At 39.7% G+C, this 23,353-nt stretch carries 24 protein-coding genes; 12 read left to right on the top strand and 12 right to left on the bottom strand.

Features of this window, described 5'->3' with window-relative positions; genetic code table 11:
- Positions 1-27: 27 nt before the first annotated feature.
- Positions 28-648 (bottom strand): diacylglycerol/polyprenol kinase family protein, encoded by a 621-nt coding sequence (locus tag TERMP_RS09605; RefSeq protein ID WP_013468213.1) that lies wholly within the window; start codon positions 646-648, stop codon positions 28-30.
- Positions 620-1,318 (bottom strand): HAD family hydrolase, encoded by a 699-nt coding sequence (locus TERMP_RS09600; protein ID WP_048159834.1) that lies wholly within the window; start codon positions 1,316-1,318, stop codon positions 620-622. Before TERMP_RS09600 ends, TERMP_RS09605 begins: the two co-directional genes overlap by 29 nt.
- Before the next feature lie 79 nt (positions 1,319-1,397).
- On the opposite strand from TERMP_RS09600, the gene TERMP_RS09595 reads away from it, so the two are divergent.
- From TERMP_RS09595 to mfnA, 3 genes are read left to right on the top strand one after another with little or no spacing between them, the layout of a single operon-like run.
- Positions 1,398-1,643 (top strand): TIGR00304 family membrane protein, encoded by a 246-nt coding sequence (locus tag TERMP_RS09595; RefSeq protein WP_048159990.1) that lies wholly within the window; start codon positions 1,398-1,400, stop codon positions 1,641-1,643.
- Between the two features lies 1 nt (position 1,644).
- On the top strand, positions 1,645-2,829 hold the full coding sequence (locus tag TERMP_RS09590; RefSeq protein WP_013468210.1) for a cation:proton antiporter: 1,185 nt from the start codon (positions 1,645-1,647) through the stop codon (positions 2,827-2,829).
- Positions 2,830-2,863: 34 nt separating this feature from the next.
- Positions 2,864-4,024: a tyrosine decarboxylase MfnA gene (mfnA, locus tag TERMP_RS09585; protein WP_013468209.1), complete on the top strand. Its 1,161-nt coding sequence runs from the start codon at positions 2,864-2,866 to the stop codon at positions 4,022-4,024.
- Here mfnA and TERMP_RS09580 read toward each other — a convergent pair whose 3' ends face one another.
- Entirely contained in the window at positions 4,025-4,885 is an 861-nt protein-coding gene (locus TERMP_RS09580; protein ID WP_013468208.1) for a cation diffusion facilitator family transporter, read from the bottom strand.
- A gap of 308 nt (positions 4,886-5,193) precedes the next feature.
- On the opposite strand from TERMP_RS09580, the gene TERMP_RS09575 reads away from it, so the two are divergent.
- On the top strand, positions 5,194-6,441 hold the full coding sequence (locus TERMP_RS09575) for a flippase (RefSeq protein WP_048159833.1): 1,248 nt from the start codon (positions 5,194-5,196) through the stop codon (positions 6,439-6,441).
- On the opposite strand, the gene TERMP_RS09570 is transcribed toward TERMP_RS09575, so the two are convergent.
- The 6 genes from TERMP_RS09570 to TERMP_RS09545 form a co-directional block, all read right to left on the bottom strand.
- Positions 6,397-7,479, bottom strand: coding sequence for a polysaccharide pyruvyl transferase family protein (locus TERMP_RS09570; protein ID WP_013468206.1), 1,083 nt, complete (start codon positions 7,477-7,479; stop codon positions 6,397-6,399). The two genes, TERMP_RS09575 and TERMP_RS09570, sit on opposite strands and share 45 nt — an antisense overlap.
- Positions 7,480-7,547: 68 nt before the next feature.
- Positions 7,548-8,693, bottom strand: coding sequence for a glycosyltransferase family 4 protein (locus TERMP_RS11435; protein WP_013468205.1), 1,146 nt, complete (start codon positions 8,691-8,693; stop codon positions 7,548-7,550).
- Between the two features lie 15 nt (positions 8,694-8,708).
- Positions 8,709-10,097: a sulfatase gene (locus tag TERMP_RS09560; protein ID WP_013468204.1), complete on the bottom strand. Its 1,389-nt coding sequence runs from the start codon at positions 10,095-10,097 to the stop codon at positions 8,709-8,711.
- Positions 10,098-10,130: 33 nt separating this feature from the next.
- Positions 10,131-11,342: a glycosyltransferase gene (locus TERMP_RS09555; protein WP_013468203.1), complete on the bottom strand. Its 1,212-nt coding sequence runs from the start codon at positions 11,340-11,342 to the stop codon at positions 10,131-10,133.
- Positions 11,342-12,565: a prenyltransferase/squalene oxidase repeat-containing protein gene (locus tag TERMP_RS09550; RefSeq protein ID WP_013468202.1), complete on the bottom strand. Its 1,224-nt coding sequence runs from the start codon at positions 12,563-12,565 to the stop codon at positions 11,342-11,344. Before TERMP_RS09550 ends, TERMP_RS09555 begins: the two co-directional genes overlap by 1 nt.
- Complete coding sequence (locus TERMP_RS09545; protein WP_048159832.1) at positions 12,562-13,752, bottom strand: glycosyltransferase family 4 protein; 1,191 nt, start codon at positions 13,750-13,752, stop codon at positions 12,562-12,564. Before TERMP_RS09545 ends, TERMP_RS09550 begins: the two co-directional genes overlap by 4 nt.
- 73 nt (positions 13,753-13,825) lie before the next feature.
- Here TERMP_RS09545 and TERMP_RS09540 point away from each other — a divergent pair, with 73 nt between their 5' ends.
- From TERMP_RS09540 to TERMP_RS09520, 5 genes are read left to right on the top strand one after another with little or no spacing between them, the layout of a single operon-like run.
- Positions 13,826-14,431: an acyltransferase gene (locus tag TERMP_RS09540; protein ID WP_013468200.1), complete on the top strand. Its 606-nt coding sequence runs from the start codon at positions 13,826-13,828 to the stop codon at positions 14,429-14,431.
- Between the two features lie 10 nt (positions 14,432-14,441).
- Complete coding sequence (locus TERMP_RS09535; protein ID WP_013468199.1) at positions 14,442-15,545, top strand: DegT/DnrJ/EryC1/StrS family aminotransferase; 1,104 nt, start codon at positions 14,442-14,444, stop codon at positions 15,543-15,545.
- 22 nt (positions 15,546-15,567) lie between these two features.
- Entirely contained in the window at positions 15,568-16,509 is a 942-nt protein-coding gene (locus tag TERMP_RS09530) for a UDP-N-acetylglucosamine 3-dehydrogenase (RefSeq protein WP_013468198.1), read from the top strand.
- A 55-nt stretch (positions 16,510-16,564) separates the two neighbouring features.
- Positions 16,565-17,692: a site-2 protease family protein gene (locus TERMP_RS09525; RefSeq protein ID WP_013468197.1), complete on the top strand. Its 1,128-nt coding sequence runs from the start codon at positions 16,565-16,567 to the stop codon at positions 17,690-17,692.
- Positions 17,693-17,696: 4 nt separating this feature from the next.
- The gene (locus TERMP_RS09520; RefSeq protein ID WP_013468196.1) at positions 17,697-18,230 is read left to right on the top strand and encodes a TIGR00725 family protein; all 534 of its coding nucleotides are present in this window, start codon (positions 17,697-17,699) and stop codon (positions 18,228-18,230) included.
- Here the strand turns inward: TERMP_RS09520 and TERMP_RS09515 are convergent.
- Entirely contained in the window at positions 18,227-18,961 is a 735-nt protein-coding gene (locus tag TERMP_RS09515; RefSeq protein ID WP_013468195.1) for a hypothetical protein, read from the bottom strand. The two genes, TERMP_RS09520 and TERMP_RS09515, sit on opposite strands and share 4 nt — an antisense overlap.
- 137 nt (positions 18,962-19,098) lie before the next feature.
- On the opposite strand from TERMP_RS09515, the gene TERMP_RS09510 reads away from it, so the two are divergent.
- Positions 19,099-20,064: a TIGR00269 family protein gene (locus TERMP_RS09510; protein ID WP_013468194.1), complete on the top strand. Its 966-nt coding sequence runs from the start codon at positions 19,099-19,101 to the stop codon at positions 20,062-20,064.
- 32 nt (positions 20,065-20,096) lie between these two features.
- Here the strand turns inward: TERMP_RS09510 and TERMP_RS09505 are convergent, their stop codons facing one another.
- Entirely contained in the window at positions 20,097-21,113 is a 1,017-nt protein-coding gene (locus TERMP_RS09505) for a radical SAM protein (protein WP_048159831.1), read from the bottom strand.
- Positions 21,114-21,214: 101 nt separating this feature from the next.
- On the opposite strand from TERMP_RS09505, the gene TERMP_RS09500 reads away from it, so the two are divergent.
- Positions 21,215-21,817 carry a hypothetical protein gene (locus TERMP_RS09500; RefSeq protein WP_013468192.1) on the top strand — a complete coding sequence of 201 codons (603 nt, stop codon included), beginning with the start codon at positions 21,215-21,217 and terminating at the stop codon, positions 21,815-21,817.
- A 1-nt stretch (position 21,818) separates the two neighbouring features.
- On the top strand, positions 21,819-22,118 hold the full coding sequence (locus tag TERMP_RS09495; protein ID WP_013468191.1) for a transcriptional regulator: 300 nt from the start codon (positions 21,819-21,821) through the stop codon (positions 22,116-22,118).
- Here TERMP_RS09495 and TERMP_RS09490 read toward each other — a convergent pair.
- Positions 22,111-23,352: a hypothetical protein gene (locus tag TERMP_RS09490; RefSeq protein ID WP_013468190.1), complete on the bottom strand. Its 1,242-nt coding sequence runs from the start codon at positions 23,350-23,352 to the stop codon at positions 22,111-22,113. The genes TERMP_RS09495 and TERMP_RS09490 overlap by 8 nt on opposite strands.
- Between the last annotated feature and the right edge of the window lies 1 nt (position 23,353).

Raw genomic sequence — 23,353 nt, 5'->3', positions numbered from 1 at the left:
CTGTTTTTCTTTATTTTATTCTCTTTTTCAAAACGCTATGTTTCTAAAGGCATAGAGCGTAACAGCAACTGCCAACTGATTCGAGAAGTTGTCATCAGGGGGGAGCTCATAGAATTCAGCCAAAGTTCCGGCCAATGCTCCAATCAATGCGTGTGGAAGGTCAATGAGGGAAGATAGAATGAGCAGGGCAGTTACGAAATAAGCTAAGCTGCCTTCCAGACTCTTACCGTTCTTAAAGCGATGTTTTCCAAAAGGCTTTCCAATTATTGCAGCTACGGCATCTCCTAAAGTCGCAACAGCTATAGATCCGATAGCAATGTCCCTGGGAAAGAAGTAAACTATGACAAACGCAGCAAGGGCAAAATAGATATGCGCCCCAATGCTTCTCCTTTCATGTTCCCTCGCTATAATGTCTATTTCTCTCTCAACGATCTCGATCAGCTGTCTATCAACATAAAGACCCAGCTTTCTCTTCAGCCGATCCCTAAAATGCTCCACAATTCTGAGAGGTTCAAGAACGATAAACATCACAAAAGACAAACCAACAAAGAAGAGAGCAGCTTCTTTGCCAAAAAGAAGATAAACCGCAGGAACAGTTAAGCCTGCCAGGTGGAGGGATTTACGCTTTATCTCGCTTTTCATGCTCACGCTTGATCACCTCCAGTGCCTCAATCAAATCTTTGACAACGTAATCTGCATATTTTGCCCTTTTGCCCTTAAAATATCCTCTTTTCACAAGTATTGTAATCGCTCCAACAGCTTTACCTCCTTTCATGTCCGTATCATCTCTATCCCCAACCATGTAAACTTCATCCTCATTAGGAAACATTCTCCTCGCAAGTAAGAAGTTGTGGGGATCAAGCTTGCTGTGTCCCGTTTCTCCACTGATTATTATCCCATCGAAGTAGTCTTTTATGCCGAGATACTCAAGCTTTTTCCTCTGCCAGTACGTGGATGAGTCAGTCACAAGAACTAACTTTGCATTAATTTTTTTAAGCTCCTCAAGAAAATATTTAGCATCCGGAAAAAGCTTGAGATTTGAAAAGAACGTTCTATCAACGAGTTCAAGCATCTCCTCCAAATCCTCTCTCTTAACTCTGCTGTACACCCTCTCCATAATTCTCTGAAGGAGCTTGTCCAGATCAAGAACCAAAAGCTCCCTCGACTGCTCCAGCTCTCTATAACGGGCGGTCAAAATATAAAACAGTGCTTTGAATTTTCTTTTCCTTAGGAGATGAGGAAAAAGCCTAATTATGGTATATTTTCCGGCTTCCCAGGTGTTGCAGAGAGTGTCATCAAGGTCAACCATTACCAGCATAATAGAGCTTTCAGGCTTTGCTTTAATAACCTTTAGGTTAAGCTTTAAAAACTTGCAAAAATACAATCTCATGATGGCTATGAAAGGGGAGCTTTTGATAATAGCTGGGATAGCAATGATCTTCATAGGGTTTCTCTTAGTGTTCATAGGGACATTAATGACAGCAGCAGGTGGGGAGGCTGAAGTTGAAGGTGGAGGGGTCATAATGATAGGGCCAATCCCAATAGTCTTTGGAACTCAGAGAGGTGCAACCTTAGCAATGATCCTTGCAATAATCCTGATGCTTCTCTGGATATTTATGGCTCTGCTGAACAGGAGGGTCTGAGTTGCAATATATCCTCGATCTTTCAATTCTTCTGGTAACTGCAAAAACCTTAGAGTGGCTCTTTGAAAAGAGGGAAATCCATCCGATAATAGCCCATATCTTAACGGGAATAATCTTAGGTCCCTTTGTTCTCAATGTGATTTCTCCTTCCGAGCCTCTTAAGGTTCTTTCAGAGTTTGGACTGTTGATGATGATGCTGTACATGGGTTTAACAAGTAACTTTTCTGCTATAGCCACAAACAAACTAAAAGCCACAGTCGTTGCAATTTTAGGTGTGGCATTTTCCTTTGTTCTTGGCTTCATGACTGTAATGGCATTTGGAAGGGGGTTAGCAGCTGCTATATTCGTTGGTGTGACTTTAGGGAACACCGCAATCGAAGTGACAAGCGGGGTTATTGTCAGAGAGAGGGTCAAAAGAGAGATTTCTTCAATTCTAATGGGAGCAGCTTTTGCTGACGACATAATAGCGGTTTATTTGATCGGCATCATTACCGCACTTGCAAGAGGCGAGCTCAGCTTTGTGCCACTTGCAGTCCTGACGATCAAAATAGCCCTATTCATAGTTGCTGTTCTTCTCATCTCAGAATTCGTATTCAAACGATCCAAAAGGTTTTATGGAATAGTGCGCAACTTAAACATCTTTTTCACATTCACACTTGTCTTAACTTTCCTCCTTGCACTCATAGCCGAAGAAGTTGGTCTTCATCAAATAATTGGAGCATACTTAGCTGGGTTAACGATAAGCCGGCTGAGAGAGAGGAAGGATCCGCTTGTCATAAGCAGAATTAAGCTCAACGAGCTGATTGAAGACCTACAAGTTGTGCTGACAGAATTTTTCATTCCGCTCTTCTTTATCTATGTGGGATTGATGTTCAACCCAACAATGGGCAAAATAAGCTTGTTCATGATTGTGATTCTCTATGTCGCTGCAGTCCTCGGAAAGCTCATCGGATGCTCACTTGGTATGAAGATTTTTGGATTTGACTGGAAAAAGGCATTTTTAGTTGGGATTGGTATGGGTGGAAGGGGCAGCTTAGATATTGCAATTCTAAAATTCGGACTGGAAAAAGGACTGATTGACCAAAGCTTGTTCGCAAGCATAGTTATTGTTTCAATGCTCACAGCAATAACCACACCCCAGTTCTTTAAACTGTATTTGGGAAAAATTAGGGAGGATAAAGCTTAAACGCATAATGAACAACTCCATGCAGGTGAGAGTTATGGTAACTTTTCCAGAGAAAGGAATGAGTGAGGAGGAAGTGCTTGACGAGCTTGAAAAGCGGTTAAGTGAGGACTTAACTTTTGATTCGGGTAAAATCCTTGGCTCAATGTGCACTTACCCCCATCCTCTCGCTCAAAAGATAATTTCTCTTTATATGGACAGGAATCTTGGAGACCCCGGATTGCACGTTGGGAGTAGAAAAATTGAGGAAGAAGCCGTGCAGATGCTTGGAAATTTGCTGCACTTAAACAAGGCGTATGGAAACATTGTCTCTGGAGGAACAGAGGCAAACATCTTAGCGGTGAGGGCATTTCGCAACATAGCTGATATCGAAAATCCAGAGCTGATTCTGCCGGAAAGTGCACACTTCTCATTTCTTAAGGCAAGTGAAATGTTGAAAGTCAAGTTGGTGTGGGCTGAGCTGAATAAAGACTACTCTGTTAATGTTAGGGACATTGAGAGTAAAATTACAGACAACACAATAGGAATTGTGGGCATAGCAGGGACAACAGGTCTGGGAGTTGTGGATGACATCCCAGCTCTTTCGGATTTAGCCCAGGATTATGGGCTTCCCCTTCATGTCGATGCTGCCTTTGGAGGTTTCGTGATACCCTTTGCCAAAGCCTTGGGTTATGATCTGCCTGATTTTGACTTCAAGCTCAAAGGAGTGCAGAGCGTAACAATTGATCCTCACAAAATGGGCATGGTACCGATTCCTGCTGGGGGGATAATATTCAGAAAAAAGAGATTCATTGATGCAATAAGCATTCCCGCCCCATACTTAGCTGGCGGAAAGGTGTTTCAAGCCACAATAACCGGAACAAGGCCCGGAGCAAATGCCTTAGCAGTGTGGGCACTCCTAAAGCATTTGGGCTTTGAAGGCTACAAAAGGATTGTCAAAGAGGCGATGGAGCTCTCAAGATGGTTTGCGGGCCAGATAAGAACTTTGAAGGGGGCATATTTAATAAGAGAGCCCATGCTCAACATAGTGTCCTTTGGAACTAAAGAGCTGGAAAAGGTTGAGAAGGAGCTTAAAAGAAGAGGATGGGGAATCAGTGCTCACAGAGGCTACATCAGGATAGTTATGATGCCCCATGTCAAAAAAGAACACTTAGAGGAGTTTTTAAAAGACTTAAAAGAGATTCTGAAAGCTGTTTGATCACTTTGTTACTCCTTTTATATCAACATGCACAAATGCCATCTCAACTTCCTCAAGTTCCTCTATTCTTCTTTTCACCTCTTCACTGACATCGTGGGCTTCTTTAAGCGTCAAATTTGGTGGGACTTCAATATGGAGTTCAACGTGAAGCTTCGGACCAACATAATGGGCTCTTAAATCGTGAACACCTACAACGTTGTCAACACTTAAGGCTATTTTCTTTATCCTCTCGCATATCTCAAAGGGAGGGGAAGTGCCAGTTAAATAATTCACATTCCTCATAACTATCTCCAAAGCCACTTTTGCTATGAATATGGCAACAATCAAACCTGCCAGAGAATCTCCATACCTGAAGCCAAATTTCTCTGCAAGCAGACCAATGAGAACGGCTATTGTGCTCAAAACGTCGCTTCTATGATGGTAGGCATCGGCTATGAGTATTTGATTATTGAGCTTTTTTCCAACCCAGAGGGTGTATTGCGTCATCCCTTCTTTAAAGATAATCGAAAAAACGGCAACACCAAGCATTATGGAATTAACTTCAATCGATGTCCCCTCCAGCACTCTCCCTATGGAGTCCCTTGCGATTTCATATGCAACTAAAAGAAGAGCCAATCCCATGAAGAAAGCAAAGAGCGGCTCAAATCTTGAGTGTCCGAAGGGATGAGACCTGTCAGGGGGCTTTGAAGAGATCCTTATTCCAATAAAACCAATTATGCTCGTTACAACGTCGCTGAGGGAGTGAACACCATCGGAAATCAGAGCTAAGCTTGAATACATAAAGCCTACAGCAATTTTGAGCAACGCCAACAGTACATTTCCAATGATGCTGAACCATATTGGCTTGTAAACCTCTCTCATGGTATCACCACAATTTTGTGCATATGCACAAAATATTTAAATTTTTCCACTCTCTGCTTGCAGCCTAACTTTATTAGATTTTCGAATTTTGTTAGCCTAACCAAATTAAAAAGAGCTAAACGGTCAGTCCGTCACTCCATCATCACACATCAGGCAAGGCTGAACTCATCATCCCAAAAAGAGATTTAAAGGGAAGTATAAAAACCTATGCTCAGCGATCACCTTTCCATCCTCATCCCTCGGTTCGCCCATCACTCATCATTGCATAAGAGTTTTAACCTCTAGGGACTTTTTAAGTTTTGGTAACAATGAGTGATAACCTAAAACTTAGATTACTCAAAAATGCTAGCTGGTTATTTGGTGCAGAGATAGTATCAAGGTTATTGGCTTATGGTGTGATAATACTTCTAAGCCGAACCTTGGGTCCTGAAGGGCTTGGCCAATATTCATTTATTTTCTCATTTGTTGCCTTAACCTCAATATTTTCCGATTTGGGTGTTAGTTATTATGTTATGAGAGAAATTGCAAGAAATAAAGAAAGAAAAAATGAACTATTTCCATATGCCCTAGGGTTTAAGATAACTTTAGCTGTAATCAACTTTGGAATAATAATTTTTCTTGTTCTTCAACTCAATAAATCTAACATTATTAAAAATTTAATTATCATTGTTGCGTTGGAGAATATCCTTCTACAAGTGGCATATTTCTTTACAAGAATTATGTTCGCTCATGAAGTTACAAAATACGAAGGTATTGCGAAAGTAATTGAAAGAATTTGGGCATTTTTTGTGGGAGGTGCAGTATTATATGTTAAAAGAGAATTAGCCCCATTCATATTAGCAATTCTGGCTGGATATCTCTTAAGGGACTCTCTACGTATATACTGGGGTTCAAAGTTTTTTGAAAAAATTAGAGTCGAGTTTAAGCCTGATACATGGATTAATCTCTTAAAACATTCATATCCGTTCTGGCTTATCAGCCTCTTTACAATGATTTACTATAGGACCGATATTGTTATGCTTGGTTTGTTTAGACCAGATTATGATGTAGGAATCTATCGTGCTGCATACACACTGATACAAGTTGCACTTTTTATTCCTAACATAGTTGTTGCAACAACAATGCCCTCTATGGCAAGATTATGGAGAGAAAATAAGAGGATACTAAACATTTTGTTCAAAAAAAGCTTTCAGATACTTTTGGCTATTGGACTACTGGGAGTTATGGGATATTACATCTTTGCTAATTTTGCAATAACCATTGTTTTTGGTGCTGGATTCACTGAGAGTGTTGGAGTTTTGAGAGTGCTTGCTGTTGCAGTTCCTTTTTTGTTTCTGAATTCTCTTCTTGGAAGTTTTTTAAATGCAACTGGAAAAGAACTAAGCTTTACAAAGATAACCGCATTTACAGCTCTGCTTAATGTTGTCTTGAACTATTTTCTCATCCAAAGTTACAGTTACTATGGTGCAGCTATAGCGACAGTAGTGAGTCAAGCACTAGCAACTATTCTGTCATTTAAAATTATCCTCAATAATCTCTCTCAAGAAAGTTACTAGTTCTTTTTTCTTTGTTGTCAGAACTTTTTTGTTCATAACGATTAAATTTTCATTTATTTTAGCCCCAACATTCTCAAATAATAATGCTCTTGGAGTACTATAATATAACCACGCTCTAGTGTCATAAGCTAAGGAAGATACTACTGCATGTACTCTGTCAGAATGAACTTCAACTGCATTGCTATATAAGAACAAATAGTCTTTGACATTATCAGATATAAAGACGTTCTCTTTGTTTAATAAATTACGATCTGACTTTAACAACTCTCTACGAGCTAATAGAAATCTAGATATTGCAATTGGTAATCTAGCAAAAACATCGGCAGGAATAGTATAGTAAAGATAATTAAAAGGCCTGTGTGTAGTAAATATCACAGTAACATCTGAATCGATTGATTTAATCCGGTCTAAAACATGGGGAGGGACTTTGGACGCCTTATCAAAAGCTAGTACGATAAATTTTTTATCTGCTTGTGGAGGCTGGTACCAATCATTTATAAAGAATCCACAATCAATTCCATTATATACATATTTAATTTCTGAAATCTGTGAATAATATTCATAAGCAACAGAGTCCCTTGTTATCAGTGCTAGAGGTTTAAGCTTCTTTAAAATTTTAGAAACATAATCAACTGTAGCTTTTGTATAATCATGTCCACCAGCACCTAATAGTATAATTGGAATTCCTTTACTCATTAGTTTTAATAAGATTGGATAGTATCTAGGAAGGGTAAACTTGTCAAGTATGCATCCCGGAAAAACTGCAAAATCTATACTCTTATTATGAATTAAATATGCAGAACTAACCAAGTTTTTATGCCATTCCTTATTAATATCTCTTTTAAACCCCAGTTTGTTTAATAAACTTGAGGTAAGACTATATCTAAATTTAGAATAAACTAGATGATATGAATAGCCACTTGTTTCAAACAATTTGAGATCAGGAACAGCTCGCTTAATTGCTGCCTTTGCACCATTTTCAATAATTTCATTTCCGATATTTATCATCCATGTTTTAAGCAAAAGAGCACTTACCATATTTTACCCCCCCCAAAACTTGTCCATAATATGTTCCAACAGAACAACTGAAATTTCTTTGCCATTTTTTATTCCCCCAATTGCAGATATAAGTTTAAGAGATTCTCAGCTATAACCCTATCTCTCCATCTCTCTTGAGCTTTCTTCTTCGCTTCTTTTCCCATCCTCTTCCGTAGCTTTCTATCTTCCAGTAAGATTAAAAGCTTTTCAGCAATATCCTCAGGATTATTGGGTTGGACTATAAATCCATCCTTCCCATGGCTGACCATATAAGGAATTCCACCAACATTGGAAGCAATTACAGGAACACCAACAGCAAATGATTCCGAAATGCTCATTGGAGCATTTTCATGATAAGATGTCAATGCCGTGATAGAACACTGAGCATATACGTCTGGCATTTTTTCATACGAATAAAGCTCGAATTTGATATAGTTTTGGAGATTGAGTTTTTTTATCCCAGATAAGATCTGTGAATAATAGGGAGCATCAACAACCTTACCAGCAAAGATCACTTTAAAATCCTCCCTGGTCTGATTTTTTAATATTCCAAGAGCTTTGATGAAGGTCAGCTGATTTTTTAATGGATAAATCTTTGCCGGATATAATATCAGATTACCAGTTTCCACATGCTCTACGTCAAAAAGCTCATCTCTAACTGGATTTTCAATAACAATAATCTTTGATTCATCATAGATGCCCAGCACTTTGAGTTCTCTCTGCACATATCGAGATATTGCAACAAATTTCGTTAATTTATGGAAAATAGTAGCAAACTGAAGAGTATTCCATCCATAATAAAAGAGCCTTTGAACACTAAATCTGTCAGCTTTCAAATCCCTCCAATAAAGCCCGTGAAGAGTCATGATAGTTTTAGTTCTTGTTTGTGACGATGCGAAAGCATTGTATATATCATGAGCATGTACTAAATCGGAAGATAAGAAAAAATACTTATTTTTCTTATAAGAGTGAAATGCTCCAGAAAATGTTGCAAAAGAGGGAAACTTATAGTGCAGAATTTCAATATTTGGATGCATGTCTTTTTTTGAAATAACAGCATCTCTCGCTGTCGAAACTATTGTCAGATGAACATCATTCTTCTCAAGCAACTTTGCAATTTTCCTAAATCCTTCAACTGTATTGTACGCAACAGCCCTAGCTCCACCATATGGTTTTTCCGTATAAGGAAGCATTAAAGTTACCTTTAGTGTCACACACTTCACCTGGTGCTAAGCTAGTTTTAATTTTTTCATCTTAATCCTAACCTTGGACATCTCAATTTCCCTCAAATGCTCTTTAATTTTCTCCTTCATGTATAGAGCAACTTTTTGGTAATTTGGTTCATTAATTAAATTGTTTCTCTCCTCCGGATCCTCTTCAAAATTGTAGAGTTGATAACTGCTGTCACCTTCATAATAAATCAGCTTATATGGATACTCAATGTAAGCAATTGCCTTCCTCCTTTCTTTCATTATGTTTCCAACAATCTCGCTCTCCTGATATTCATGCTCCGAGTAGAATGCTCTGTGATCACTTTCCTCTTTGCTCATCAAAGGAACCAAACTTCTACCCATGAACTTCTTAACTTTTTGAGAAGCAACGAGGTCAACAATAGTCGGTGCTAAGTCAATTAAGGATACATTTTTGTTTACATCATCATATTCCCAGTTACCAGAGTAGAAAATCAGAGGCACGTGGATATGAACATTGTACAATGCTGGCCTGTCTCTATCAACTCTATGTGTAAAGTCTCCATGCTCTCCAAATTCTTCCCCATGGTCTGCAGTAATTACAATTAGTGTTTCCTCCAACAGTCCGTTTTCATCAAGGTACTCAAATATTTCCCTGATTTCTTGGTCTACTGTGTAAATCTGCGCATCGTATAAGTTAATTAAAATTTGAACCTCCTCTGGAGTGACTTTCTCTGGAGCATTGAGCATCTTAGTGAAGAGTCTTGCTTTCTTGAAATCATTAACATCCTCGAAGCCAAGCTCTTCCATTGTTTCTCTACTCGGTAAATAAGGATAATGAGCATCCATAAAATGAGCCCACAAAAAGAGTTTTTCATCTCTGTATCTTTTTAAGTAGTCAATAACTCTGCTCCTAAGCTCCTCTGCTGGAACATATGGTGTTCTTCTTTTCTTTACCGCCATGTACTTATCCACAAAGCGGAGAAATTTATAAAGCATACTTTTATCAGAAAATTTGCGTCTGAGTTTTACCATCATAGTGCTCTTTTTCTTCGCTCTTTCACCAGACAAAAAATCATTGAATACATCAAAACCTTTTCCATATCCAAAATATTCTGACAGAAACGGATTGGAGTTCAATCCAACAGTTTTGAATCCAAGCATTTTCATGACTTCAGCTAAAGTTATCCTTCCAGCTCCAATTTTTGGACCTTCAAACATCAGAGGATACGTTGATGTTAAAATTGAAGGGAAAGAGTAATGAGTATGCGGGCCATTTGAAAATGCCATGAAGAAGTTGGAACCTTTCTTAGCCAGCATATCCATCGTGGGGGTTATTTTTCTCCCATACCCATTGTAGTGAAGATGATCACCGCGAAAGCAATCAATAGTTATTAGCAGAACTTTCTTTATTTCATTATCAGCCATATTTTTCACCCTTAAATTATTCTCGAACTAAATTTATATGCCTTGTGAATTTAGAATGTATTCATAAACCTGTCTTATTCTTTTTTCATATTCCTCCCAAGTATAACCAAGCTCAAAAATAAGTTTCCTACTCTCTCTCTTCATTCTTTCTAAGTCTTTCTCATTTTCAAGAAGATAAATGAGCTTTCTCGCTAACCCATTCACATCATTTGGATGTATGAGGAACCCATTGATGTTATCAAAAACTTGCTCTGGAATTCCACCAACATTAGACGCGATAATAGCACACCCACTGCTCATAGCTTCATACAGTGCAACTGGTTTTCCTTCTGAAAAGCTTGGAAGAACAAATATATCCGCAATTCCATACAGTTCCCTCAGTTCCCTAGAATCATGCGAAACAAGACCAGTAAAGATAACATTCTTACTTAAACCCAACTCTTTTACCAGCTTTTGAAGAGAATCTCTTTCGGGACCATCACCAACAATTACAATCTTCGTGTTAGCTCTCAGCTTCGGAGAAGTTCTGAAAACCTCCCAGATTGCCAACAAAAGTGTTTTGATATTTTTGTTTTTAGTTAATCTACCAACATATAAGATTACTCTGTCTGTGGGATCAATCTTATACTTTGATACAACAATTTGAGAATCCTTCTCGCTGAGAGGTTTAAATTCTTCAGTATTAACACCCAAACTGATGTATTCAATTTTCTCTCCCGAAATTCCTATGTCCTCAAGTTTTTTGACAATAAATTTTGCCACTGCTACAATTTTATCCGCATGTTCAAGAGCTGAAAGTACTTTTTTAGAGCACACCTTCAGATTGTTAGGGCTATGAACTGTTACCACAAGAGGAACTTTAAGTTTCTTTGCAATTGGAACGCTGCCATAACCATCAAGATAAGGATGTAACGCATGAATAACATCTGGCTTTTGAATATTTCCTTGTTCTACGCCCTTCAGAATATATCTTCCAACAAAACACCTGTAAGATTCACCTGTTAGACAATAAAACAAGGATTTTGGAAGCAAGTACAAAAATCTCGGATAATGAACTGGATATCCAAAGTGTCTATTATACTTAGGTATCTTCGAAAACTTGGAAAAGGGAGGTGCAAAAGGCCTCGGTGCTATCACGATTGGCTCTGCAAACTCCAAAACACTGTCAACTGCACTCTTGTTCCAAGGTGCCCATGTTTTGTTCACTGGGTCTGGAAAGTTAGATGCAAGGAAGATAATCCTCATTATTTCTCACCTTTTAAAAATGTTAATGCATAACTTAAACAATCCAAAACTTCAGATGTCATGAACATGTCAGGGAAGTTCTTAGAAGGCTCAACTGTTGAGGCCTTTATTCCAAAAAGCTTTGTTACAAATTTGAATACCATATCTTCCCTAACATCTTCAGAGAACCTTCTCCTTGCAATCTGCCTATAGACAGCATAGCCAAGTCTAAATAGCTTGCGTTTTACAGGATAATTCCCAAGCCAAGCACTCTTAAATGAAACAACTACATCTCTTGGGAAATCTCTCCACTTTCCTTTCTCCCATCTAAGGACTATATTTGGAGTGTTCTCTCCCAAAATTGGCAATAGTTTTGTTGCATTCTCCAAATATTTCTCATCCCATTGAGATGTGTACACAAAAGATGCAATTCCAAATGCATAAGCTCCCGTAAGATAATAAGCAAACATCAAACCGCTCTTTGACCAATCAAATTTTCCATCATTTCTTTGAACGTTCAAGAGCCATTGCGTTCCCTTGAGCATACACTCCTTAAGCCACTCTTCCCGAATAACTTCTTGAACCTTTGAGAGGTAATAGAGCGTAACCCCTTGGTAGTGAATACACGGAACATTCAATGGATATTTCTCATTTCCTCTATTCACTGTATACGGAAATGCCCCATCTTTTTCTTGGAATGTGCACACTCTTCTCGCAGCTCTTTTTGCACCTTCTAACGCTTCTTTATCTCCAAAAACTTTGTAATACTGAGCTAAGAATGCCCCACAAGTTGCATCAACATTAAGATAGTCAGCTGTGTAGAGCTTAGATTTAAGAAAATATCCCTGCCCAATCTCACTTAATAAAACATAATCTCTCGCCTTTCGCAGAGCATTTTCTGTTCTTTTTTTCAGCTCACCCTCTAAATATGGCAACGCTAAGAGCAATGCTTCTCCAACAAAAGATGTTACGAGAGCCGATTCTTGGTTGTAATTGGGGTGAATTTCATTCCAAGAACCGTTTAAATTCTGTCTCAAAAGAAGGAAGCGCACAAGTTTTTTGATAATATCTCTCTCAGACTCACCGTATAGCCGAATTATAGATTTCAGATACTCAGCGCTAACTCTATTTCTTACTATTCCAAAAACGGGGTCTTTTATGTAGGCAATTTCGTTTTCAATCACTAAATATTTCTCAGTGTTTTTCAGTAGTGCTTTCAAGTACTCAGCAATTTTTGTTTTCATGTTTCTCCCCTCAGAGAGTTCAATACTATAAGGAACTTTTTAGCAGAGCTTTCTCTGCTGAACCTCGTAACATATCTAAGAGCTCGAACCTTCAGCTTTTCAAGATTTGAGTTTAAAAGCTTCATAATACACTCAGCAACTTCTTCTGGAGTTTTTCCTACACATCCAGCTCTGCTTTCCTCTGCAATCTTCTCTATCTCTCCAACACCCACTCCAATAAACGGCAAACCACATGCCAAATACTCATATATTTTTGATGGAATTGCATACTTCAGACTTTCGTCCACTTTTATTGGAGCAACGCCAATGGAGGAAGAGCACAGCAACTTAACAACGTCTTTCCTAGACAGCATCCCAACATATTTTATCCATTTAGAAATTCCAAGCTTCTCAACATTTTTAAGCACATCTTCAAGTGTTTCTCCGCCGCCTGCCAAGATTAAAGGTACTCTTTCATTTTCTCTTAAGAGTGCATATCCTTTCAAAAATGTGTCAAAATCCTGGGCATGTCCAAAGTAGCCAGCGTAAACCATTTGAAGTTTTCTTTTTGATTTGTCGCACTTGAATGTCTCCAAATCCACACCATTAGGAACTACATAACATTTGGCGGGATTTATTCCATATTCCTCAACCAATTGGTGTCTTATCTTTGGAGTAACAAGAGTTACAGCATCTGCTTTTTGGAGAGCTTTCGATTCTAAAAATCTAAAAATCCTCTCAATTAAGCTTCCTTTTTTTATAAAGCCCAAATTAACGCTGACATCCAAAAACAAGTCTCTAACATCAACAATAACTTTCTTTCTCATGAGTTTACCTATGAGAGCGATCAAGTACATTTGAGGCGGTGGTGAAGTTACTAAAATAACGTTCGAAGATTTCCTATTGAAAACCAGCCATATGCTCGCCAAAACTGGAAAAATAGTGTAATATAAAGTTCGCTCAATGAGTGAAGCATCTTTTTTAATCGGTTGATATGTAAACAGCCGAATAATATCGCCATCTTTTTTAATTAGCCTGGATTCCCGGGGAAATGTTCCAAATGGATAAGTTTCAACTGCAGAAACAACAGTAACTTTGACTCCAAATTTGGTGAGATATTTGTATAAATCCCCCATTCTTGACGCGTTACCTCCTTTTTCCGGAGGAAACGCTTGAGAAAATATTATGAGGTCTGCTTTTGCATCCATAGGTTATACCTCACATGAGTTAGCTTAACAATGCTTTTATAATTTAGGTCACCAATACCTTGTGGTGTTTAAAATGTCTCAAAAGTATTTCGTTCATCCGACGGCTGTTGTTGAGGATGAAGTTGAAATTGGTGAGGGAACAAGGATTTGGCACTTCGCTCATATAAGAAAGGGTGCAAAAATTGGAAAGAACTGCAACATTGGAAAAGACGTTTACATTGACGTTGGAGTAGAAATAGGAAACAACGTAAAAATCCAGAATGGCGTAAGCGTTTATCGTGGAGTAAAAGTTGAAGACGATGTCTTCCTCGGCCCACACATGACCTTCACAAACGACCTTTACCCAAGAGCCTTCAGCGAGGACTGGGAGCTTGTGCCAACCTTAGTTAAAAAAGGAGCAAGCATTGGAGCTCACGCAACAATAGTTTGCGGAGTAACAATCGGCGAGTACGCCATGGTCGGTGCCGGAGCCGTTGTCACCAAAGACGTGCCACCCTTCGGCTTGGTTTACGGCAACCCCGCAAGATTAAAGGGCTTCGTATGCTACTGTGGTAGAAAATTAAAAGAGAAAATTGGCGAGGATGAAAATCACATAATCTTCAAATGCTCCCACTGCGGGAGAGAAGTTAAAATCAGGAAAGAAGATTATGAACGCTATTTAAAGGAAAAAGACTTGTGAGGCGGTTAAAATGAGACAAATCCCAATTGCCAAGCCTTTAATTGGAGATGAGGAGATAAACGCTGTTGTTGAGGTTTTAAAAAGCGGAATGTTAGCCTATGGAGACATCGTAAAAGCCTTTGAAAAAGAATTCGCCGAGTATTTGGGTGCAAAACATGGAGTAGCAACCTGTAATGGGACAACAGCCCTCGACGTGGCACTGAAAGCCCTAAAAATTAAAGAAGGAGACGAGGTCATAACTACACCCTTCACTTTCATCGCCTCTGCCAACTCAATACTCTTCCAGGGAGCAAAGCCCGTTTTTGCTGACATTGATCCAAAAACATTCAACCTCGACCCCAATGACGTTTTGGAGAAAATTAACAACAAGACGAGAGCAATTCTCGTGGTTCACCTCTACGGTCAGCCGGCTGATATAAAGGTTTTCAAAGAAATTGCAGAAGATTACAAACTTTACCTCATTGAGGATTGTGCACAAGCTCACGGTGCTGAGTTCGAAGGGCAAAAAGTTGGAACCTTCGGAGACATTGCAGCCTTCAGCTTCTACCCCACAAAAAACATGACCACTGGAGAAGGAGGGATGATTGTCACCAACGATGACGAATTAGCGAGGAGAGCCAGGCTTTTGATAAACCACGGACAAACAAAGAAGTACTATCATGAAGAGCTCGGCTACAACTTAAGAATGACAAACATTGCCGCTACAATTGGGAGAGTTCAGCTCAAAAAGCTTGATGGGTGGAATGCTAAGAGGATTGAGAATGCAAAACTCCTAACCGAGGGAATCAGCAAGATCAAGGGGTTAACGCCACCTTATGTCGATCCCAGAGTTAAGCATGTCTTTCATCAGTATGTCATCAGAGTTGAAGATGACTTTCCATTAAATAGGGATGAATTAGCTGAAAAGTTTAGAGAAAGAGGAATCGGGACGGGAATTCACTATCCAATGCCCATCCATTGGCAGCCATTGTATCAAAAGCTCGGCTATCCAAAGGACTGTTGTCCGAACGCCATAGAAGCTAGTAAGGAAGTCCTCAGCCTGCCAGTGCATCCAGCAGTGAGCGGGGAAGATATTGCTTATATAATTCAAACCCTCAAAGAACTTTCCTCTTAATCTCACTTTTAAGGTGGTTTGAATGCTTAGGGTTGGCGTTGTCGGCGTTGGAAACATGGGGAGGCATCATGCAAGGGTTTACAGTGAATTAGCAGAAGAAGGGAAAGTTGAGTTCATAGGGGTTGCAGATGCAAATTTTAAAAGGGCAAAAGAGATTGCAGGACAGTACAAGATTAGGGCGTTTCAAGATTATAGGGAGCTGATGAGTAAAGTCGATGCAGTAAGCATTGCAGTTCCTACTTCTCTTCACAAACAGATTGCTTTGGATTTTATTGAGAAGGGGATTAACATTTTGGTTGAAAAACCTATAGCAGAGAGCATTGAAAGCGCTCAAGAAATCATTAAAGCAGCAAAAGCAAATAATGTCGTTCTGATGGTCGGGCACATTGAGAGATTCAATCCAGCTGTGCTTAAACTGAGGGAAATTTTGAGAGACGGAGCCCTTGGGGAGATCGTAACTCTGATGGCAAAGCGTGTCGGCCCTTTCCCTCCGCAAATTAAAGACGTTGGTGTGATAATTGACTTAGCAGTTCACGATATCGATGTCATGAGCTTTTTATTGGGAGAACAGGTTAAGGAAGTTTACGCAAAAGCCGGAAGCGCTAAAAATCCTCTTGAGCTGGAAGATTACGCTGTGATGGTGCTGACCTTTGAATCAGCAACTGGAATTGTTGAGACAAACTGGCTGACTCCCCATAAAGTCAGAAAGCTCAGTGTTGTGGGAACAGAAGGAATTGCAGAGCTTGATTACATTAACCAAGAGCTAACCTTATACAATCATGAATGGATTAGAAAAGCAAAGATTCAGAAGAGAGAACCTTTAAGGAATGAGATAGAGCATTTTGTTGAGTGCATTGAAAAAGGCGTTGAGCCAATTGTTTCTGGAAGAGATGGTTTGCATGCATTGAAAGTAGCGATAATGGCATTAGAGAGTGCAAAAGAAGGAAAGATCATTAAGAGTTAGGCTCTCCTAAACTTTATAAAGGGAGCAGAGGAGTGTGGTTAGAGAGGTGTTAAAAATGAATCTTTGGACAGTCCTTATTATCATCCTTGCATTCTGGGGAATTCTCTATGTTCTCTTTGGAAGAAAAGAAGAAGAGGAGGAAGGCTTAGCGGTTGACATGTTTGTGATAATGTGGCGTACAAAAAAGCTTCTTGGATTCATAGATAAGATTGCTCTGAAGTACAGGCGTTTTTGGAAGGTTTATGGAACAATTGGAATTATTGTGGGATTTGGAGGGATGGCGTTTGTCTTTTACATGTTAATAAAATCTGCCTTTATTGCTATAAAAGCTAAAGCCCAAGTCGCTGGAGTTCAGCTCGTAATTCCTGGCGTTACAATACCACTGTGGTATGGTTTGATTGGTTTAATCGTTGTAATGGTTGTCCACGAACTGAGCCACGGAGTTGTTGCGAGAGCTGAGGATTTGCCTTTAAAGTCCGTTGGACTTGTTCTGTTTTTTGTAATCCCCGGAGCTTTTGTTGAGCCTGATGAAGAGGAACTAAAAAAGGTACCCCTTGTTAAAAGACTAAGGGTTTATGCCGCTGGTTCAATGGCTAACATTGTTACCGCTCTGCTTGCTCTCATGCTTCTTAATTATGCTTTAGCCCCAGTTCTTCAGCCTGCAGGTGTTGAGATAACACAGTTTGATCCAAAAGGTCCAGCCATAAACCATCTCCACGAAGGGGACATAATAATTGGAATAAATGGAGAGCAGATAAAGACCATTGAAGATTTCTTGAACTTCATGAACACAACAAAGCCTGGGCAGATTATAGCACTGGAAATTCTGCGAAATGGTGAAAAAATTATTGTCAAAGTACCTCTCGGAGAAAATCCAAACAACCCTGAAAAAGGTTATCTGGGGGTGTATCCCTCCCAATATGTGGTATCAACAATAGGATACGAAAACATCATTCTCCCATTGGCATTTGCTTTGTATTGGATTTACATCTTAAACCTCGGAATAGGTCTGATGAACCTCTTCCCGTTAATACCTCTTGATGGCGGCAGAATGCTCGATGAAACACTAAAAGAATACCTCCCTGAGAAGGTCGCAAAGCCAATAAGCTTTGCTTTCATTGGCATTGGAGTTTTGCTGCTTGCAATAAATCTAATCCCCGCCATACGGAACCTAATAGGGTGATTGCATGATTCAAATAGCGATAGCGGGCTCAAGTGATGAAAAACCGCTGGAAAAAGCAGAGAAAAAGGCGAGAGAATTTGCAAGAGAGCTCGGAAAGTACAAAGATGAAGTGGTTTTATTAACCGGGGGCAGAGGGGGAATCATGAAAATAGTCAGCGAGGAATTCACGAAAGCCGGAGGGGTCGTGATTGGAATACTTCCAGAGAGACAAGAAGGCAATGAGTTCAACACAATAAGAATAAAAACCGGAATGGATTTTGCAGAGAGGAGTGCCATAATGATAAACTCTGCAGATGTTTTAGTGGTTTTAGGAGGCGGTATCGGCACAATGGTTGAGGCATTAATGGCATATGACTACGGCATTCCGTTGATTGTTGTTACAGACACAGGGTATGCAAGCGATAGGCTTGAATTATTAGCCAGAGATGGCTACTTCGACCATAAAAGGATTGTAAAAGTTGAATTTACAAGCGATCCAAGAGATGCTGTAAAATTGGCATTGGAACTCAAAAAAGCAGAGAAATCGGCTGAAATTTAACGTATCATCACTTCACCCTTTTTCAGTCTAAATTTATACGTTCTGGGTTCAAATTCTGGGAGAGGGGATTTCCTAACGACCATTTTCTCCTCGTTTCCCTCTTCTAAAGAGTAAAACTCAATAATGTACTGGCTGTAAAGTGCAAGCCAAGAAATGAACCTTCTTGACACCCTGTCCCTGTTCACCAGGAATACGTTTAGGGGCCTTTTTCTGCTTTCTTTAATTCTTGCAGTTTCTTTTATTGCAGCGTTTTTCTGAAGTATTCTTATGTACTGTTCTTCTCCCAGCAGAAAGGCAAGGCCATCCATTGTGACGGCAAGACCAACGGGACGTCTATCTTTAATCATTTCACTGAGCATTCTCCGGTATAGAGCTATGAATTTTGGAAGGAAGGTAGATGTGTCCATATCCGTATAATAAACAAACGGTTCGGTATACTGTATCTTATTAAAAGAAGCGAATATATCTATTATACCCAAATTCCCAGTGCGTGAAGTTTCATAGATGTCAAAATTTGCAATCTTAAACTCCATTGAGAGAGAGGATAATGGAAGAACGGAGTTTATTATTACGCCAAAGTCACCTCTATCTATCCTATTCTGTAAAATCTTGACGCCCAATGCCCATCCCATAGAATAGGTGTCATAGATTATCAGCATGACGCTGTCTTCAAGCAAGCCCCCACCGATTGCCTCATCAAGTTTTTCTATTCCCGTTTTAAGGAGCTCCACACCTATCCCCCGTGTATAGAAAAGTTTTTCATTAATAAAAAAGTTTTCGATAATGAGCTTCTATGCTCACAATAAGCCATCACTGCCCAACCTAAATCCTTTTAAAACGAAGCTTCTTCTGAAAGTTAGGTGAGGTCATGAAGTGCTCAAAGTGCGGGAGAGAAGCTGTTTATCACGCTCGTTATGAAGGCAAATACTACTGCCACAAACACTTCAACGAAATGGTTGAGAAAAAAGTAAAGCAGACTGTGAGGAAGTACAGAATGATTAAGCGCGGCGAGAGGATAGCCGTTGGGGTGAGCGGTGGAAAGGACAGTGTTGTTCTCCTGCATCTTTTAGCCAAGCTTAGGAAGAAGTTTCCTTTTGAAATTGTTGCCATAACAATAGATGAAGGAATTGAAGGTTACAGACCGCCAAGCGTTGAAATAGCAAAGAAGAATGCGGAGCTCTTAGGGATAGAGCACCACGTCTATTCCTTCAAGGAATACATCGGCTTCACCCTTGATGAGACAGTTCAAATAATGGGGAGCTTTGAGAAGGGAGAGAGGGTTGGTGCTTGCTCTTATTGTGGAGTATGGAGGAGGTGGCTACTCAACTACGCGGCACAAGATGTTCAAGCAGACAAATTAGCCATTGGGTTAAACTTAGATGACGAGGCGCAGGTGTTCTTGATGAACATAATGCGCGGAGATATTGCGAGATTGGGGAGAACTGGGCCGTATTATGAAGTTATTCACGAAGATTTAGTCCCGAGAATTAAGCCCCTAAGAGAGGTGCCAGAAAAGGAAATTGTTCTTTACGCTGTTTTAAATAACATTGAGGTTGATTTCAGCGAATGTCCGTATGCCGTTGAGGCATTCAGAGCCGAAATAAGAGACTGGCTGAATGAGATGGAAGAAAAACATCCGGGAACGAAATATCAAATTTTAAGGAGCTATGATAAGCTCTTTCCAATTTTAGCAAAACACTATGCGAAGAGAGAGCTGAACCGCTGCAAGATCTGCGGACAGCCGACAACTGGAGAGATATGCAAGGCATGTCAGTTCAAACTGCAGGTGCAGAAGAAGGCTAAAGAGCTTGGATTGACATTTAAAGTGGAATAAAGCCGATGAGAGCTGTGATGAGAGGCAAACATTCAAAAGCTTATGTTGGCTTTTCCATAAATCGGAATCTTCTCTCCACATCTTGGACATCTGTTGTCTTTTGTCAGATTCCATTCAACAACCCTATATGCAGAGCGAACGATGAGCTTTTTGCCGCATTTTGGACAGTAGGTTGTCTCATGCTCTATCGAACCAATGTTGCCGAGGTAAACGTAGCTGATGTTGTACTCCTTCTGAGCAATTTCTTTGAGATCTAAAAGCGTCTTAGCAGAAGTTGGCTTTTCCCTCCAGTAGTTCATTGGGTAATAGCGGTTTATGTGGAGAGGAACATTCTCTCCAAGCATTTCGGAGTGCATCTTAAAGATCCAACTATAGCATTCTTCAAAATCATTTGCGTTGGTAACAACAAGGTAAACCATCTCAACGTGGACATTCAAGTCCAATGCCCTCTTTGCATTTCTGAACACTTTCTTGTGATCCACTGTTGTAAGAACTTTTATCCCCGGACAGCCTTTGATGTCAATGCTGAAGCCAGAGACACCGCTTTCGATTAGTCTTTCCAAAGCTTTAATAGTGAAATAACCATTTGTGACAAGACAACCATAAAGGCCTCTCTTTTTTCCAAGTTCAAAGACATCCAAGAGATAAGTATAAAGTGTTGCCGGCTCATTGAAGCTTGCACACAAGCCCTCATCTCCATGTTTTAAGGCTAAATCTACAAGTTCTTTTGGAGAAATTATCCTTAATTCCCGAGGCGGCTCAGAGAAACTCAGATGGTAGTTTTGACACCAAGGGCAGTAAAAGTTGCAACCAAAACCAGAAAAAGTCAAAGCCGTGCTGTTCGGATAGTAATGGAAGAAAGGCTTTATTTCAATTGGCCTGCTTTCGACTGCACTTAATTTTCCGTAACTGAGGTGGATCAATTTGCCATTCAAGTTGGCATAGTTTTTGCACACCCCCCTCTTTCCTTCAGCAATTATGCACTGCCTCTCACAAATAAGGCATCTAATTTTGTTGCCCTCTTTTTGATAAAGTTCTTCAACTTTCATCATTTTAATTTAGACTCTCGAGAGCTTAAGGTTTTCTCTGAATTTCAGAAAGTCTTATCGGGTTAAATACTTTAAAGTTATATTAAGTATTGGTGAGAACCATGAAAGAAATTGAGGAGCTCAAAAATATGTTGGGAAAAGTTGAAGGAAAACTGATAGCCGCTGCAAAGATGTACGCAGCAATGAATTTTTCATTCTGGCTTTTCATAATGGCAGGATTTTATGTCCTTCTGGAACTCGTGAATTTTAAAGGAATTGGCTTAGCCCTGTACTGGATGGCAGCAATAGTGATCGGGATACCCTTTACCATTAAATTGTGGAGCAGGGTAGAACGGCTCCAGAAAATCCAGCAAACCGGGAAAAAAAGAAAGATAGTGGGTGCTATGATAGCAATTCCTTGGATCGTTGGTAGCATTATTGGATGGATGATAATACCATCAATGCAGATAGCCCTCAATGCTGAGGCAAGGCTGGCAGTCGGCTTTTTAAGCTTTATAGGCATATCAATCGGCGGAATGTGGCTCGTTGTTGGAAGAGAATTTGAGATGGTGCCAGCGTTTCTGATACCGCTCTGCTCCATACCGGTAGTGTGGAACATGGAAGAGGGTGCCATGATCTGGGCCGGGTTTGTGGTGACAGCCAGCTACTCAATCACAGTTTTCTGGTACCTGTATTCAGCGTTTAAAGCAATAGAACGGTGGTAAGATGGATACAATTAGACAGCTGGTGAAAAACCATGTGCTTGGAAACCCCATTAGGTTAGGTATCATGCTCTACCTCCTGCCAAGGGGAAGGGTTCTGTTTAAGGAACTGCAAAAGGTTTTAGATGTAACTCCCGGCAACTTAGACTCTCATCTAAAAACATTGGAGAAAGCAGGTTATGTAAAGCTGACAAAAGTCTTTGCAGACAGACCAAGGACTGCTGTTGAAATAACGGATAAAGGGGCTGAAGAAACTGGGAAATACTTGAGAACTTTGAAATCACTTCTTACTGGAGTCATGTGACTTTCCAGACCTCCACACTCCCATCTTTATAAACTGTGGCAAAATAGCTCTCCCATGAAGCGACTTTTAAAATTGGTGAATCATTGTAAAATACTTTTGGGATTTTTAAGTTTTCTCCAGGCTCTGGGGCATAGTACTCTTCAGCAGACAAACTGAGTGACCTACCAATTACATAGACGTTTCTGTATTCCCCAACGTAGCCCGTTGGGTAAGCAAACCTGAGCTCATAGAATATAAATCCATTTCCTCCAGCTGCAAGAACACTTAAAATCGGCAGATTGGGGGAGTCCCAGAAGGAGCACTTCCGACCAGAGAGTGTTTCTGCCCTCAGCACATCATTCCTAATGCAGAGAGTGCAGAGTCTCTTATTATATGCTCCAAATCCAAGACACTTCTCTTCTATAACACTACCTTGAAGTGTCTTAAGATCTACAATTGCTAAATTAATCCTATCAACAATCTCAAAGGTTCCATTATGGGCAAGATGCACCGCACTTATAAACAGAGTCTTGTTGTAAATCTTTGCGTCCCAAAAGATTCTATCCATATAAATTGTAGATATCCTCTCCATCCTTGTGTCCCACAAGAGTATGTCGGTATAATTCTCATTCTGAGAAACCACCATATATGCATTAGGAAGCACTAAAAACTTTGTGAAGTTGCCTCTGTAGCCAGAAACAACTTTTCCGTCTTTAAAAATAACTCCTCCACTGATACTTATGATATCCCGACCAGTTCTAAAGATTATTCCATCGTTTTCAACAGGTTCCAGTTTTAAGGTGTTATAGTCCAAATTGTATGAGCTCCCTTTGATTCTTAGATATGCTACGATATTTGACAGCAATACTTTATCAGCATCTATCCTTAAGATTCTCTTTCTTTTGCTTAGGTTGTAAACTTCAAGAGTCGTTCCATTTGTTAAGAACAGCAAATCCTTATAGCCTTGAACATCGCGGTTAACGGGTTTTAATTCTACTACCTTTCTGAGTCCATTTTTCGAGAACTTAAGAACAACAATTCTTCCAGAAGTAAAGTTGATAACATAAGAACTGTTATGATATTTCGCAAGAGTTCCATTAACTGTTAGTACTTTTTCAAGTTGCCCTTTTAGAAAGGCGTCCTGAAGAATAAGAGAATTGTAACCGAGCTTTTCAGAATTTTTAAGCTCATAAATGTGGATCAGCAGAAAGCAAAAAATTCCAATTATTAGGATCAAGTACCAAACCATTTTCAAA

It is taken from the genome of Thermococcus barophilus MP, assembly GCF_000151105.2.
Classification (GTDB): domain Archaea; phylum Methanobacteriota_B; class Thermococci; order Thermococcales; family Thermococcaceae; genus Thermococcus_B; species Thermococcus_B barophilus.
The sequence above is the reverse complement of the archived record's forward strand: the minus strand, read 5'-3'. Positions and strand labels throughout refer to the sequence as shown.